We start from the raw sequence: 15,443 nt of genomic DNA on the forward strand, positions 1-15,443 counted from the left end.
AGACAGATTCATGGCACGTTATACCGGACCTAAATGCAAACTGTCCCGTCGTGAAGGTACAGATCTTTTCCTCAAAAGCGGCGTAACCGCCTATGAGAAGAAGGCCAAGACCGAAAGCGCACCGGGCCAGCATGGTCAGCGCCGTCAGCGTCTCTCCGACTACGGCACCCAGTTGCGTGAAAAGCAGAAAGTACGTCGTATGTACGGTGTGCTTGAGAAGCAGTTCCGCAACTACTACAAGAAAGCAGCGACCCAGAAAGGCGCAACAGGTGAAGTTCTTCTTCAGTTGCTTGAAGCTCGTCTGGACAACGTTGTTTATCGTATGGGCTTCGGCTCAACCCGCGCCGAAGCGCGTCAGCTGGTAAGTCACAAGGCGATTCAGGTTAACGGTCGTACCGTTAACGTTGCGTCTTACAAAGTGGCCGCTGGCGATGTGATCTCCGTTCGCGAGAAAGCAAAAAACCAGAGTCGTATTCAGTCTGCGCTCGAAATCGCGGGTAACCGTGGTGACGTGGCTTGGATTGATGTTGACTCCAAGAAGATGGAAGGCACATTCAAGTCTGTCCCCGAGCGTGGAGACCTGTCTGCCGACATCAACGAAAACCTGATCGTCGAGCTGTACTCTAAGTAACCCTTCGATTGGTTTATCTCGCACGAGACTTAGAGTACCCCCGTTCGGCAGCTTAAAGGTGTTCATATGCAGCGTTCAGTGACAGAGTTTCTCCGTCCTCGCGATATCAAGGTCGAAGAGATCAACGCGAATAATGCGAAGATCGTGCTCGAGCCGTTCGAGCGCGGCTTCGGTCATACCCTGGGGAATGCTCTGCGCCGCATCCTTCTCTCCTCTATGCCCGGCTGTGCCGTCACAGAGGTAGAGATCAAAGGAGTCGAGCACGAGTACAGTGCTATCGAAGGCATCCAGGAAGATGTAATTGAAATCCTCCTGAACTTGAAAGATGTCGCTGTGAAACTTCACAGCGGCGATGATGCCGAGCTGACACTGGACAAGAAAGGCCCAGGTGTCGTGACTGCTGGCGATATCGCTGTTAGTCATGACGTCGAGATCATTAATCCGGATCATGTTATCGCCCATCTTAATGATGGCAGCGAGCTTAGCATGAAGCTTCGCGTTCAGCGTGGCCGCGGCTATGAGCCGGCGGATACCAGGCTTCAGGGTGAAGACGAGAGCCGTGCTATCGGTCGTCTTCAACTCGATGCAACTTACAGCCCGGTTCGCCGTGTTTCGTATGCCGTTGAGTCTGCGCGCGTAGAGCAGCGTACCGACCTCGACAAACTGGTCATCGATCTGGAAACCGATGGTACCCTGGATCCGGAAGAAGCTATTCGCCGTAGTGCGACTATCCTTCAGGAACAGCTGGCTGCCTTCGTTGATCTGGAAGCCGATAAAGAACAGGAAGTCGAGGAAGAAGAAGATCAGATTGATCCTATTCTGCTTCGCCCCGTAGACGATCTCGAGTTGACCGTACGCAGCGCTAACTGCCTCAAGGCCGAGAATATTTACTACATTGGTGATCTGATTCAGCGCACCGAAGTAGAACTTCTGAAAACCCCGAACCTGGGCAAGAAATCCTTGAACGAAATCAAGGACGTTCTCGAAGGTCGCGGTCTTTCTCTCGGCATGCGTCTTGAAAACTGGCCGCCGGCCAGCTTGAAAGACGACAAGGCTTCCGCCTGAACGAGTGACTCGAGTCTAGATTGGTAAGGAATCACAACCATGCGTCATCGTAAGAGTGGTCGCCAACTCAACCGCAACTCGTCGCATCGCCAGGCCATGTTCAAAAACATGAGCGTGTCGCTTGTCGAGCACGAATTGATCAAAACTACCCTGCCCAAGGCTAAAGAGCTGCGTCGTCATGTCGAGCCGCTCATTACCCTGGCCAAGAACGATAGCGTTGCCAATCGCCGTCTGGCGTTCAGCCGCACTCGTTCTGATGCAGCAGTAGGTAAACTGTTCAGCGAACTAGGCCCGCGTTACGCAACTCGCCCAGGCGGTTACGTACGCATCCTGAAGTGTGGTTTCCGTGCTGGAGACAACGCTCCTATGGCTTACGTTGAGCTAGTTGATCGTCCGCAGGTTGAAGAAGCAGGCGACGAGTAAGAGCTAAGCTTCGCTGCCACTGCTATTTTACTCGTGGCAGTTTGAAGAGATAAAAGCCGATAGGGTCAAATTAGACCGTATCGGCTTTTTATTTGGCAGGAACATTTACACTAATCACGCCACGCCACGCCACGCCACGCCACGCCACGCCACGCCACGCCACGCCACGCCACGCCACGCCACGCCACGCCACCGTTCGATGGAAACATATCACCGGGTAAGGCGTTAGAGCCGTATCACGAATGCGCCATACTGCCGAGACAATCCAGCATGACGCTCAAACATAGAGAAAGCTCTGCTGGAACTATTGGAGCTAGGTTCCTGGTAGGGTAAGAACACATTACTTCGAAGAACATACCGTCCAATTAAAACGATAACGGCGCTGAGTATTCCGCGCCGTTATCTTGGTACTTCACACAGTGGGCCGCCAGTTACTCCACCTGAACTGCATAGTCATCAACCGGTTTTACGCTTTTGATCAATTGATGGTCGTAGAGAAAATGCTCGAAGGTGTCATACCGTTTACGATCAAGCGCAGCGGGATCTGCCGCAAACAGAGGCACCGTTTTCAGCCATGATGCGTGATTAAGCTTGGTATCAAGTTCTGGGTGGGCCTTGGCGAAGGCTTGCCAGCTCTCTTCGGGATGCGCCTGTAGATAGGTCACGCCCTCTTTCAGCGCCTTGAGAAAGCGTTTGATTTTCGGGTCATTGACGTTATCTCGGTTAGCGACCAGCACCAATTCGTCATAGCTGGGCACGCCGTAGTCTTCGACGTTCATGATTACTGGCTCTTCTCCTCGCTGTTGAAGCTCCAGCGCCTCGACGTTGCGATAGCCACCGATCACCGCATCTACCCGATGCGAGAGCAGGGCACTGACCAACTGGAAGTTGACGTTAATCATATCAATGCTGCTGAGATCAATATTGGCATGCTTCGCCATGGTAGCGAGATCAGCCTGCTCAATGCCGCTGATGGAATAACCTACCTTCTTGCCTTTCAAATCAGCGGGCGATTTGATGTTTTTGTCGAGCGTTAGCACCGTGTTAAGCGGTGAATTGACCAGGGTGCCGACCCGCATTAATGGCAGCCCCTGATCGGCAAAAAAATGCACATGCGGCTGATAAGTGACTGCCAGATCGGCGCGATGGGCGGCGACCATGCGTGGAGGAAGATCGGGAGAAGAGGGCGGCACAATATCAACATCCAGCCTCTCTTTCTTGAAGGCGCCAATTTGTTCAGCCACCATAATTGGCGCGTGATCAGGGTTGATGTACCAGTCCAGTACCAGCGTCAGCTTATCCGCAGCGAAAGCGTGGGCAGTGGTGGCGGTGAGCAGCGCCAGGGCAGCAAGAGTCCGTTTGAGCATGAGAAGTACCTGATTCAGAGCGTTAAAGGCGGTGAATGCCTTGGAAACAGTGAGTATTTTTCAACGTTACGTGTGTATGCCTCGCACCTGCTCAATGTTCTTCCGACCAGTTGATCAGGCGGCGCAGCAGCATATCCATCGTGACCCATAGCAGTACGGTCATTAGCACCAGAATAAAGAGTGCGGCGAAGCAGACATCCGATTGCATCCTCGCATTGGCATTGAGCATGACGTAACCCAGCCCCGCGGAAGAGCCTACCCATTCGCCAATAATGGCACCGATAGGGGCCACTGCTGCCGCCATGCGTAGTCCCGATCCCAGTGCTGGCAGCGCCGCCATTAAACGCACATGGCGCAACTGCGCACCTTGCGACGCTCCCATGGTGCGTGCCAGATCGAGGTAGTCGCGGTTGGTGCGGCGCAGTCCATCGAAGAATGAGGAGGTGACCGGGAAGAAAATAATCAGCACCGCCATCATCACCTTGGCGCTCATACCGAATCCGAGCCACAGTACCAGCAGGGGGGCGATGGCGAATACGGGAATGGCCTGGCTGGTCAGTACCAACGGCATCAGCCAGCGCTGTAAACGCGGCGAACTGATCATCAGTAACGCGACTGCCATGCCCAGTGCCACTCCCAGTACCAGGCCGCAGACAATTTCGCTGGCGGTGGTCAGGCTGTTCCAGGCCAGATAAGCGCGCTGTGTCCACAGTGCCTTCGCGGTAGCGGCAGGAGAGGGGAGCAGGAAGTCGGGGATGCCCATGAAGGTAATGAGCCACCACACCAGTAGCAGCCCGATGAAGACAATGATGCCGCGTAATGCTGCTTGACGATTCATGCGTTTGCCCTTACCAGTTGCTGCAAGAGCTGGGCCTGGCTGTGAAGAAGATAATGATCGTTTGGTGCGCGAGGCGGCGCACCTTCAAGCACATGGCTATCGTCGATACCACCGGAAGCCGAGGCGAGCACTAATAGCTGGTGGCTGAGCCGACAGGCTTCCATGGGATCATGGGTAACCAGCAGCACTGTGCGATCATGAAGCAGCTCGGCTGCCAGCGCCTGAATACGTGTGCGCGTAATGGTATCCAGCGCAGAGAAAGGCTCATCCATCATCACGATGGGTTTGTCATCGTACAGCGTGCGCGCCAGGGCTGCGCGTTGCCGCATCCCACCGGATAACGCCGCCGGGCGCTGATCGCCGTAGCCTTCAAGTCCTACCTGGGAGAGCAGCGCATCGACGCGCTGATGGTCGGAGCGGCGGCCAGTTAGTCTGGCGCTCAGTGCGATGTTGTTGCGAATGGTCAGCCAGGGATAAAGCAGATCCTTTTGCCCCATCCACGCCAGACGGCCCGCTATCGGTTTACCGTCGCTGGTCGTAATGGTGCCGGAAGTCGGGGGCATCAGGCCCGCTAGAATACGAATCAGACTGGTTTTGCCAACGCCACTGGCGCCGAGGAGCGAGACCCATTTACCGGCAGGTAGCGTAAAGCTGACCTTGTCGAAAACAACATGTTCGCCAAATCGCAGCCCTAGATCCTTGACGTGTATCGCTGGCGACTTCATGTGGACAAACCATTGGCCGCGTTGAGCCCCATTTGCCAAAAGCGCGTTTCCAGCTGAGTCGCGGTGGTAAAAATAGTGCTCACCGCCTTGAAGCGGGCCTCAGTACCGCGCTCCTGCCATACCTCCTCCATCAGCCCGAGGGCGCTCTTTACCCCGTCGAGATACTCCTCTTCGCCGTAGTTGCGAATCCATGCGGCGTAGGGATGGTGTTCAAGCTGAATATCGGGATGATGCAATAGCGCTAGCCCAATCTCGGCATAGCCCGCCACACAGGGCAGCAGAGCGCTCAATAGATCGAGTGCATCGCCGGAGTGCCCTATATCCAGTACATAGCGGGTATAAGCGATGGTTTCGGGACATTCCGCAGCCGTTTGTAGCTGATGCTCGTCTATTCCCCATTGCGCGCAGTAATGGATGTGCAGCGGTAGCTCATCAAAAATGGCATTGAGGGAAGCAGTGGCAGAGCGCATGTGACGCACTGAACGTAGCTTGCTGACCAGCAGAGCATACGCACGGGCAAAATGTGTCAGGAACAGATAGTCCTGCGCCAGATAATGTTTGAATGCAGCGGTTGGCAAAGTGCCCTGCGCCAGTTGCTGGATAAAGACGTGATCGACATAGGCATGCCAATCGCTACCCGCATCTTCGCGCAAGCGGCCATATATACCTTGATCAAATGAGGGAAGAATAACGCAGCCTCCTGGTAAAAGGTGGTTTCCAGGCAAGCGAACAGGCGACGTTAATCAATAAGGATGCCCATCCCTTCGCTGGAATAACCCAGATCAGGTTCGAAGGGTTTGACAAAAGCCATCTCAGTCCGTCAGGACACCCCCTGGTTGCCTCCCGTTATACGTGATTTGCAGGGGGGATGTCATTAACAGAGTAGGAAGTCAGCGCAATTTTCCGTTCCCCCTGGATTAAGAAACCCAGCCTGATGCATCTCCATCACAGAAAGGACGGTGTTCACCTGGTCGATGGGAGGGGCGCTACAGCACTCTATTTCGGAAGAGATGGGAGGGCGGATGTGCAAGAGATCGCCGCAGTAGAACGCGCCGAGTGATTATAGAAACTATAAGAAAGGCAGCCTTTATCAAGCCAGTTTATAACCCCTGCCGGTTCCATTCACGGAACAGCGGCCATCAAGGGGGTTACCTCGATAGCCGCTGCGTTATACAGATACTCGCGGAGGTTAGGCGTTGGCTTCGCGTGACTTCTGTGCGGATTCAAGCAGCGGCTTGAGGAAGCGTCCAGTGTGCGACTGCGGATTCCCCGCGACCTCTTCCGGCGTGCCGGTAGCGATAATCTGTCCGCCCCCTGAACCGCCTTCTGGCCCAAGATCAATCAGCCAGTCAGCCGTTTTAATCACATCCAGATTATGCTCGATCACTACGATGGAGTTGCCCTGATCGCGTAGCCGGTGCAGTACTGTCAGTAGCTGGCGAATATCCTCAAAGTGCAGCCCGGTAGTCGGCTCATCAAGAATATAAAGCGTATTGCCGGTATCGCGCTTGGCGAGTTCGCGGGCCAGCTTGATGCGCTGCGCCTCGCCACCCGAGAGGGTGGTCGCGCTCTGTCCCAGCTTGATGTAAGTGAGGCCCACATCAATCAGGGTTTGCAGGCGGCGGGCAATGGCCGGCACAGGAGAGAAGAACTCCAGCGCATCTTCTACCGTCATTTCGAGCACTTCGTGAATATTCTTGCCCTTGTAGAGCACTTCGAGGGTTTCACGGTTGTAACGTTTGCCGTGGCACACGTCACAAGGCACATAAATGTCGGGCAGGAAGTGCATTTCGACCTTGATCAAACCATCGCCCTGGCAAGCCTCACAGCGCCCACCCTTGACGTTGAAACTGAAGCGGCCAGGTTTATAGCCACGAGTGCGTGCCTCTTGCGTGCCCGCAAACAGCTCACGAATTGCGGTAAAAATACCAGTGTAGGTAGCTGGGTTGGAGCGCGGCGTGCGCCCGATCGGGCTTTGATCGATATCGATCATCTTGTCGAGGTGATCAAGCCCCTTGATCGAGCGGTAGGGCGCCGGAGTGAGCGTAGTGGCACGGTTGAGATCACGCGCGGCGATCGGCATCAGCGTCGAGTTGATCAGCGTGGATTTACCCGATCCTGACACGCCTGTAATACAGACGAAGCGGCCCAGCGGCAGATCAAGATCAACCTTTTGCAGGTTGTTGCCACTCGCGCCCTTGAGGTGAATCATCTTCTTCTCGTTGGTCGGGAAGCGCTGGTGAGGTACCTCAATACGCTTCTTGCCACTCAGGTATTGACCGGTCAGCGAGCCTTTGGTGTGTTCCACTTCTTCGGGCGTGCCTTTTGCGACTACCTGGCCGCCGTGCACGCCCGCGCCCGGGCCAATATCAAGCACATAATCAGCAGCGCGAATAGCGTCTTCATCGTGCTCGACGACTATCACGGTATTGCCAAGATCGCGCAGTCGCTCAAGGGTTGCCAGCAGGCGATCGTTATCGCGCTGATGCAGCCCGATGGAAGGTTCATCGAGAATATACATAACGCCGACCAGCCCCGCGCCGATTTGGCTGGCCAGTCGAATACGCTGCGCTTCGCCACCCGAGAGTGTGTCCGCGCTGCGCTCAAGCGTCAGGTAATCGAGCCCGACGTTCACCAGAAACTCCAGACGGGTACTGATCTCGTGGAGAATCTTTATGGCGATCTCGCCTTTTCGCCCCGGCAGCTGCATAGTGCCAAACAGCTGTTGTGCTTCACCGATTGGCATGCGAGTCATCTCCGGCAGCGCTCGGTCATCAATGAAGACGTTGCGCGCTTCCAGACGCAGCCGTGAGCCACCGCACGAAGTACAAGGGCGAATAGCCATATATTTGGCAAGCTCGTCGCGTACATGATTGGAGTCGGTGTCGTGATAGCGTCGTTCAATATTGGGCATCACGCCTTCGAAGGTGTGATGGCGCTTCACCTGCTTGCCGCGATCATTAACGTAGCTGAATTCGACCTCTTCGCCACTACTGCCGTGCAGCACGATATCGCGCGCTGATGCGGTGAGTTCCTTCCATGGCGTATCGAGCGAGAAGCCGTAGTGTTTGCCCACCGCTTCGAGTAGCCCGAAATAGTAAATGCTGCGGCGATCCCAGCCTTTGATTACGCCTTCCGCCAACGAAAGCTCATGCTGGCGAATCAGCTTGTCAGGATCGAAGAAGTGGTGCACGCCCAATCCATCGCAGCTGGGGCAGGCACCCGCCGGGTTGTTGAACGAGAAAAGCCGTGGTTCGAGTTCCGACAGTGAGTAGCCACACATCGGGCAGGCAAAGCGTGATGAGAAGATCATCGGTTCGCGGTCACCGTCCATAAAGTGGAGCACTGCCGCGCCATCGGAGAGATTGAGCGCTGTTTCGAAGGATTCAGCCAGGCGTTGCTCAAGCCCTTCCCGCACTTTTACGCGATCAACCACCACACTGATGTCGTGCTTCTTGTTCTTCTCAAGGGCCGGCACTTCATCCAGCTCATAGACAACGCCATCGACCTGAGCACGCACGTAGCCGGTGGTACGCAGCTCCTGCAACAGTTGCAAATGCTCGCCTTTGCGCCCCTTGATAATGGGCGCCAGCAGCATCAGTCGCGAGCCTTCAGGGAGCGCCAGCGTTTGATCGACCATCTGGGAAACCGTCTGCGCTTCCAGATCAAGGCCATGCTCGGGGCAGCGTGGCGTGCCGGCGCGCGCGTAGAGCAGGCGCAGATAGTCATATATCTCGGTAATGGTGCCGACGGTGGAGCGAGGGTTATGAGACGTGGATTTCTGCTCGATGGAGATGGCGGGCGATAGCCCTTCGATGTGATCGACATCGGGCTTTTCCATCATCGAAAGGAACTGGCGCGCATAGGTAGACAAGGATTCTACATAGCGGCGTTGCCCTTCAGCGTAGAGGGTGTCGAAGGCCAGCGATGATTTACCGGAGCCCGACAGCCCGGTAATGACGATCAGTTTGTCGCGAGGCAGCTCGATGTCTATATTTTTCAGATTGTGAGTGCGTGCACCGCGTACCTGAATTTGATCCATAGTGACCTCTTGGGGTGTAAGCGACCTACTATAGGCCATTCGTTGCAGGCCGTCCGCCCCTGGTATGAAGTTTATCGCTCGCCTGCGCCAGAGCAGGACAGGGCGGAATAAAAGTACCGTTAAATGTTAGGGCTTACGACACGCCTTGTGTTGAGCGCGGTCGAGAGAGAAGAGTGATTCACCCCTCAAAGTTGGCTAGAATATGCCGATAAGTTTGCGAATCCAGTCTCCCTCATGGGTTACTGAGAGCGCGGCTTCACCTTGAGATACCGAATAATCGAAGGAGAGCGGATATGGCCCGCGGTGTGAACAAAGTGATCCTGATTGGCAACATCGGCCAGGATCCAGAAGTGCGTTTTATGCCTTCGGGCAACCCTGTCTGCAACCTGCGCCTTGCGACAACCGACTCCTGGAACGACCGTCAGACCGGCCAGCGTCAGGAACGTACCGAATGGCACTCCATTGTGCTGTTCAACAAGCTTGCTGAAATTGCCCAGCAATACGTGAAAAAAGGCTCGCGCTTGTACATTGAAGGCCGTCTCCAGACCCGCCAGTGGCAGGGGCAGGATGGCCAGAACCGCTACTCGACTGAAATTGTCGCCAACGACATGCAGATGCTGGATTCGCGTGGCGGCGATGGAGGTAACAGTGGGGGCCAGCAGGGCGGTTATCAACAGCAGAATGGTGGCAATAATTACGGCGGCAACCAAGGCAACAACTACGGTGGCAACCAGGGCAACAATTACGGCGGTGGTCAGCCAAACCGAGGCAATCAGGGCGCTCCTGCCAATCAAGCGCCTCAGCAGAACGGTGGCTACGGTGCTCCGCAGCAGAATAATCAAGGTTCAGGCGCGCCCAATCCGTCCAGCTTTGATGACTTCGATGACGAGATTCCGTTCTAAACAGTAGTGGCGCACTTCGAGTGCCACTGCGATCAATGTGATCTGAAACCCTACCTTCGCCGGTAGGGTTTTTTATTGATCGCTCATGCTGGCAAGTAGCGGTTACGCCATCAACCTCAGGCTGTATGTGGAGAAGGGGGAGCGATAGACGGCGAAGCGCCCATCGCTACGTTCAACTCTGTCACCTTTCGCTAGCTGCGCCTGCGGCTAAAACCGGTAATCTGCTCCTGCATAGAAGGTGCGCGTGGCAGCCGGTTCATAAAAGCGGCTATTCGCGTCATTGATGCGGATGTTGGAGTAGTAGTGTTCGTTAAAGAGGTTATTCAGCCCTGCAAAAATGCCCACCGATTGCTGTCCACCCAACGCCCATTCGTAGCGGCCTCTCAGGTTGTATACCCAGCTGGAACCAATATGCACGTCGTTGGCATTGTCAGCATACATGCCGCTTAAATACTGATTTTCCAGGGTTAAATAAAGGTCGTCATTGCTCCAGTTGAGGCGCGTTGACCATATGCGTTCGGGAAGCCCCGGAAAACGGTTACCGCGTTCGATGCCTTCACTGGTGTTGTTGCTGAAGTGCGCGCGCATATAGGTGAAGTTGGAATCAGCACTGAATCCTGCTCCGAGCGGTGTACTGATCGCTGCTTCCAGGCCCTCACGCTTGGTTTTACCCGAGTTGCTGTAAAAGCTTTGGTTATCCACGCTATAAGCGACCAGCTCATCCTTCGAGCGGATGGTGTACAGCGCAAGCTGATAGGAAGGGCCGCTCTCGAAGTTGCCACGCAGCCCCACTTCATAGTTAGTGGCCTTCTGCGGCTTGATACCGGGAGCGAAGCCTGCGCTGTTGTCAGGATTGGTGAACTCGGTAAAGGTGGGCGTCTGAAAGGCGGTGCCCACAGTGGCGTAGGCCGCATGATGCGGCAAATAGTGCCACGTAAGGCCGCTGGAATAGCTCCACTGGTCATAGTGGTGGCCGTACTTCTGGTGCTGCTGGCGGTCATTGATGGTGAGATGAACATTGTCGTAACGCACGCCGCTGGATAGCGTCCATTCATCACTGAGCTTCAGATCGCCCTGCGCAAACAGGCCCGCGCTGGTGCCATTTTGCTGCTGATCGGAGGCTCCGGCTCGCTGCCACTTAAGGTGATCCGAGAGCACCGAGTAACGGTGCCGATTATCCTCCTGCCGCGATACGTCCGCTCCCACGATGTAGTGAAGGGGGAGTGTGGCGACCGTGAGGTTATTGGCGTAGCTGGTGCGGGCACCAAATTCATGGCGCACGAACTGTGGAATGTTGCCTTTTTTGCTTGCCGCTATATCGGGCATCGGCAGCACCTGCCAATAGTTGCGCCTGCCGTACCACGCCGAGGCATCTAGAGTGCCACCGCCAAGATCAAGATCCTGATAATGCACCCCGAAAATCTGCTGGGAAGTCTTTGAGCGAGCGTCAATTGGCCCTGCATTGGGATTGGCCTGGCGGCGGTTGTGCTTCACCTCTTCCCGCGTAAGACCGCCGGGATCATTGGCACGCGGTGATTCCAGAATATTGGCGATACCGGTCAGACTGCGATGATCGTCGAAGTGATACCCCAGCTTGCCGTTGAAAAGATAGCGGCGCACCTTCGAGTGGTCGCGATAACCATCCTGCTTGAGCGCGGTGAAGCCAAGACTGTGATACCAGTTGCCCTCGCTGCCCGAGTGACTGATATGCTGCTTCGAAAGCCCATGGCTGCCGCCAGTAACGCTGATATGGCCCCCTGCATCGGGTTCAAGCCCATCGGCGGTATCGACATTGATGACGCCTCCGGCTGCGTTGCCATACAGCACTGAGGAGGGGCCGCGCACTACTTCGATACGCTGGGCGTCATCAAGATCAATCGCATCAATCTGTGACTGACCGTCAGGCATGGTGTAGGGAATTCCATCGACATTAATCGTAATGCCTCGAATGCCGAAGGCGCTGCGTGAACCAAAGCCTCGCGTGGAGATTTTCTGCCCTTGAGCAAAGTTTTCGCCATTGTTGAGATAAAGTCCTGGCACACGGCGCAGCGACTCCTCCAACTGATTGCCCGGCCCAGAACGACGAATATCGGCGGCTTCTACCACTCTGGTTGCCGCTGGGGTGGTTAATAGCTGACGTGGAATGCGGCTCGCCTTCACCTCAAGGGTGTCGAGCCGTTGCGCTGAAGAGGGGGGGGCGCTGGGCGTTTGTGCAGCGACGCTATTACTGGCGCCCAGTAGAGTCAAAGAGAGGAAGATCAGCCTCTGCTCAGTATTCATGGAGTTCCCTTCGGTTTTATAGTGTGCCTGACGTAGAGGCAATGACGAGCATGGTGCTCGTCTGATCCGCAATTGTCGGTGAGTGGCTTTATTTTGCAATGTTCTACGGGTTATTGCGCTGGTTTTTCAGCAACTCATTAATATCGAGCAATCGCGAGGCGGTGGGTACTGAGAAGAATGGCGTCCAGAGGGCCAGATTTTTCATCATCATGCTGACTGAGAGCGACACTCTCCTTGTTCACTTGAATAGTGGTAAAAACACTGCAATGTGCCAGCCAAGCGCAGTCGCGAAGCTGTTCGTCCAGCATGAAAGGGCGCCTGATGCTTTTAAACGGTACGGTGGCTGCATCAAGCGCGATATCCGCCGGTGGCTCAAGAGGTATCGGCTTCGAGCGTTTTTCAACAGCAACACAAAATGCGCTACAAATCCGCGTGGGAATCGTGTGGCCTGATACAATCTGGCGCGACATCTCCGTGGCAGGGCGCATGGCGGCAATTTGAAAACGCCCCTGATGTTCAGAGAAAATGCCTCGCTGTCTACTCGGTACGATCTCGGCATCGTGCCCGAACGGTGCCAAACATCGCGTAACGATATTCAGACCCACGATAGCCAGGCAGCTCTCGTTGGGGGCGATAAAAGATGCGGAAGGCAGCAGACAGGCCGCCGTTGTCTGGACGAATGCCCGCTGAATCGGGATTATGAACAGGATGGAACCATTGCCTTATTCATGTAAGCGGTGGGCATCACTTTACGGACTGGTACGGAGGCATCTGGCCTTAGTGTGAACATTTTAGTGTTAGACCCCGCCCACTGCCTGGCGCTAGCGCTGGCAGCCGAAGCTGAAGAGCGCCTGGATATTGACCTGACGCTTCTTGATGCCACCGCTGCTTCCCCTGCTCTGGAAGAAGTAGAACTGAGCGACTTTGCTGCCGTTATTGTGCCGCCGCTGGCCCATCTGGATACCAGCGATAGCTGCATGGTAGAAGCCCATGCTCAGCAGCTCGAAGCGCTGTTGGAGCCTTGTCGGGCGGCCAACACAGCGCTGGTGTGGTGTGTGAGTGATGAAATATACGAATTCGGCTACGACAAGGGCGCTATTGAGGAGTCGTTGATACCCTCTCCCGAATCGCCCTGGCGCCGGCGGCTGGTCGCTATAGGTGACCGCATTCGGGCAGAGCTGACGCAGCATTTGATTATCAGAGTAGGGCCTCTGTTTGGCTTGAAAGGGCGGGAGGCCAGGCTGCCGGATATTCTGGAAGCGCTGGTTGCCGGTACTGAGGTCACTGGTGAAGAGGACCTGTTCATTGGTCCCACCCCAGTCGATGCCCTGGCTCGTGGTCTGTGTGGCATGCTGCTGCAACTCGATAATGGCGCTGACGCATGGGGGCCTTATCATCTTTCGGGCATTGAGCCGGTTTCCGACTACATGTTTGTCAGTACCCTGCGTAGCCAACTGATCCAACTGCTTGAACAGCGCGGTGAGCCGGTGGGTTCAGTGGGAGAGGTAACAGCGGTTGCTCATCCTCAAGGTCTGGTCAGACGAGTGTTAAACTGCCGCCACATGCTAGGAACCTTTGGTGTCCATCAGAAGCCGTGGCGGCTGGAAGCAGAACGTATGATCGAGCGCTGGCTTGATCTGCGCCTGGAGCAATCGAGATAGAACTTCATGAATAAACTTCGCAGTATTGTGTTTTATATCGGCTATGTAGTGATGATTCTGCTCATGGCCTTATTGATTGTGCCGGTGTGCTGTGTGCTACCGGTCAAGAAGCGTTTTGATCTGCTGAATGTCTATAACCGCGCCATTATGCTGTGGCTCCGCGTCTGTTGTGGTATTCGGATCGAGGTGTCGGGTCATCGTGAGGAGCTGCCTGCCGACGCCTGTGTGATGCTCTCCAATCACCAAAGTGAGTGGGAAACGCTCTATTTGCAGCTACTCAAGCCGCCGATGTGTACGGTATTGAAAAAGGAGCTGCTCAATATTCCCGTGTTTGGCTGGTCGCTGCGTTTGATCAGACCGATTCCGCTGGATCGTTCGCAGCCCTCCAAGGCATTGAAGTCGCTCATGAAGGAAGGCGGCGAGCGGCTTAAAAACGGCTTCTCGGTACTGCTGTTTCCGGAAGGTACGCGCGTTGCCCCCGGTCAGCGCAAACCATTTTCCAAAAGCGGCGTTATGCTGGCGCAGCGTGCCGGTGCGGATATCGTGCCCATCGCCCACAATTCAGGAGAGTGCTGGCTAAGTGGTAGCTGGGTGAAAAAGCCTGGCACTATCCGCATTGCCATTGGCAAGCCCATTGCTACTACCGGTCGTAAAGCCAATGAAGTACATGCAGAAGTAGAGCAGTGGATCGAAAGCACGCTGGCACATATTTCCGACGTGCCGCGCCCTGAACAGCGGGTTGCCAGCAGCGTCTGATCCGGCGCCATTCAGCTAGCGCTACTGATAACGGCACATGTCGTTTGTGTATAGCCGAGCGTGCGATGGTCTAAATAAAAAAGCGCCATAAGGCATATGCCTTATGGCGCTTTTGGTATGCGTAGTCGCTTAGGTGCGTTTTTTCAATGCCAGCCCCAGCAGCAGGTAGCTCCAGCCCTGGAAGACCAGATCGAATGCCAGGAACATGCCGATGACCCACAGGCTATTGGCAGGCCAGCCGAGTACCAGCACAAGGCCCAGCAGAAGCGTCAGAATCGACGAGAAGAGCATACAGCCTCGGCCAGGCACCGATGACGGGATAGAGAGCAGGCGAGAAATTCCGACAAAGATCAGCACGATGCCAAGCCACAGCGTGAGCACTGACGAAAATGCAAAGGGATTGCTGATAGCGAAGATGCCCGCAATCGCATAAAGCAGGCCCGAGATGATCCAGAATGCCTTGCGTTGATGCTGGCGGAATCCGTGAATAAGCTGCAACACACCACCGACCAGCATGACAACGCCCACCAGATAGATGGAGGCTGCCGTTGCGACAATAAGGTTGCCCATGGCGATAAAGCCAATCACCAGCATGGCGATACCGATGCCAAGGCTCCATTTCCAGGAAGAGGGCGAGATGACAGGAGAGGTCATAAAAGTTCCATTGGTAGGTAGTGGGGAGGATTCATTCTATCCTGACGGGCGTGAAGAAATCCGGTGCAACATAAGTCGCGTAATACAACTGAGCCCAAA

Annotated in this window: 14 protein-coding genes and 1 riboswitch; of the genes, 6 read left to right on the forward strand and 8 right to left on the reverse strand. The window is 55.2% G+C overall.

Annotated elements, in window-relative coordinates; genetic code table 11:
* Window positions 1–10 precede the first annotated feature (10 nt).
* The 3 genes from rpsD to rplQ all read left to right on the forward strand — a co-directional run bounded on the left by rpsD (window position 11) and on the right by rplQ (window position 2,119).
* Entirely contained in the window at window positions 11–631 is a 621-nt protein-coding gene (gene rpsD, locus L881_RS0109140; RefSeq protein ID WP_025733399.1) for a 30S ribosomal protein S4, read from the forward strand.
* A 66-nt stretch (window positions 632–697) separates the two neighbouring features.
* A complete protein-coding gene (locus L881_RS0109145) occupies window positions 698–1,696 on the forward strand; it encodes a DNA-directed RNA polymerase subunit alpha (RefSeq protein WP_025733400.1) in 999 nt (332 codons plus the stop codon).
* A 39-nt stretch (window positions 1,697–1,735) separates the two neighbouring features.
* Window positions 1,736–2,119 (forward strand): 50S ribosomal protein L17, encoded by a 384-nt coding sequence (rplQ, locus tag L881_RS0109150; protein WP_025733401.1) that lies wholly within the window; start codon window positions 1,736–1,738, stop codon window positions 2,117–2,119.
* Window positions 2,120–2,550: 431 nt separating this feature from the next.
* On the opposite strand, the gene L881_RS0109160 is transcribed toward rplQ, so the two are convergent.
* The 5 genes from L881_RS0109160 to uvrA all read right to left on the reverse strand — a co-directional run bounded on the left by L881_RS0109160 (window position 2,551) and on the right by uvrA (window position 9,091).
* Window positions 2,551–3,486 (reverse strand): ABC transporter substrate-binding protein, encoded by a 936-nt coding sequence (locus L881_RS0109160; protein ID WP_025733402.1) that lies wholly within the window; start codon window positions 3,484–3,486, stop codon window positions 2,551–2,553.
* A 91-nt stretch (window positions 3,487–3,577) separates the two neighbouring features.
* Window positions 3,578–4,324, reverse strand: coding sequence for an ABC transporter permease (locus L881_RS0109165; RefSeq protein ID WP_025733403.1), 747 nt, complete (start codon window positions 4,322–4,324; stop codon window positions 3,578–3,580).
* A complete protein-coding gene (locus tag L881_RS0109170) occupies window positions 4,321–5,049 on the reverse strand; it encodes an ABC transporter ATP-binding protein (RefSeq protein WP_025733404.1) in 729 nt (242 codons plus the stop codon). The genes L881_RS0109165 and L881_RS0109170 overlap by 4 nt, the downstream gene beginning before the upstream one ends.
* Window positions 5,046–5,702: a thiaminase II gene (gene tenA / locus L881_RS0109175; RefSeq protein WP_211238911.1), complete on the reverse strand. Its 657-nt coding sequence runs from the start codon at window positions 5,700–5,702 to the stop codon at window positions 5,046–5,048. The genes L881_RS0109170 and tenA overlap by 4 nt, the downstream gene beginning before the upstream one ends.
* 89 nt (window positions 5,703–5,791) lie before the next feature.
* Window positions 5,792–5,892: riboswitch (TPP riboswitch) on the reverse strand.
* A 346-nt stretch (window positions 5,893–6,238) separates the two neighbouring features.
* Window positions 6,239–9,091, reverse strand: a complete 2,853-nt coding sequence (gene uvrA / locus L881_RS0109180; protein ID WP_025733406.1) for an excinuclease ABC subunit UvrA — start codon at window positions 9,089–9,091, stop codon at window positions 6,239–6,241.
* A gap of 293 nt (window positions 9,092–9,384) precedes the next feature.
* On the opposite strand from uvrA, the gene L881_RS0109185 reads away from it, so the two are divergent.
* Entirely contained in the window at window positions 9,385–9,993 is a 609-nt protein-coding gene (locus tag L881_RS0109185) for a single-stranded DNA-binding protein (RefSeq protein ID WP_025733407.1), read from the forward strand.
* Window positions 9,994–10,200: 207 nt separating this feature from the next.
* Here L881_RS0109185 and L881_RS0109190 read toward each other — a convergent pair whose 3' ends face one another.
* Window positions 10,201–12,273, reverse strand: a complete 2,073-nt coding sequence (locus L881_RS0109190; RefSeq protein ID WP_025733408.1) for a TonB-dependent receptor family protein — start codon at window positions 12,271–12,273, stop codon at window positions 10,201–10,203.
* Window positions 12,274–12,410: 137 nt separating this feature from the next.
* Window positions 12,411–12,878: a hypothetical protein gene (locus L881_RS0109195; protein ID WP_025733409.1), complete on the reverse strand. Its 468-nt coding sequence runs from the start codon at window positions 12,876–12,878 to the stop codon at window positions 12,411–12,413.
* A 189-nt stretch (window positions 12,879–13,067) separates the two neighbouring features.
* On the opposite strand from L881_RS0109195, the gene L881_RS0109200 reads away from it, so the two are divergent.
* Window positions 13,068–13,934, forward strand: coding sequence for a sugar nucleotide-binding protein (locus tag L881_RS0109200; protein WP_245587964.1), 867 nt, complete (start codon window positions 13,068–13,070; stop codon window positions 13,932–13,934).
* A 6-nt stretch (window positions 13,935–13,940) separates the two neighbouring features.
* Window positions 13,941–14,690 carry a lysophospholipid acyltransferase family protein gene (locus tag L881_RS0109205; protein WP_025733411.1) on the forward strand — a complete coding sequence of 250 codons (750 nt, stop codon included), beginning with the start codon at window positions 13,941–13,943 and terminating at the stop codon, window positions 14,688–14,690.
* A 129-nt stretch (window positions 14,691–14,819) separates the two neighbouring features.
* On the opposite strand, the gene L881_RS0109210 is transcribed toward L881_RS0109205, so the two are convergent.
* Window positions 14,820–15,344 (reverse strand): HdeD family acid-resistance protein, encoded by a 525-nt coding sequence (locus L881_RS0109210; RefSeq protein ID WP_025733412.1) that lies wholly within the window; start codon window positions 15,342–15,344, stop codon window positions 14,820–14,822.
* Window positions 15,345–15,443 lie beyond the last annotated feature (99 nt).

It is taken from the genome of Carnimonas nigrificans ATCC BAA-78 (assembly GCF_000526695.1).
GTDB lineage: Bacteria > Pseudomonadota > Gammaproteobacteria > Pseudomonadales > Halomonadaceae > Carnimonas > Carnimonas nigrificans.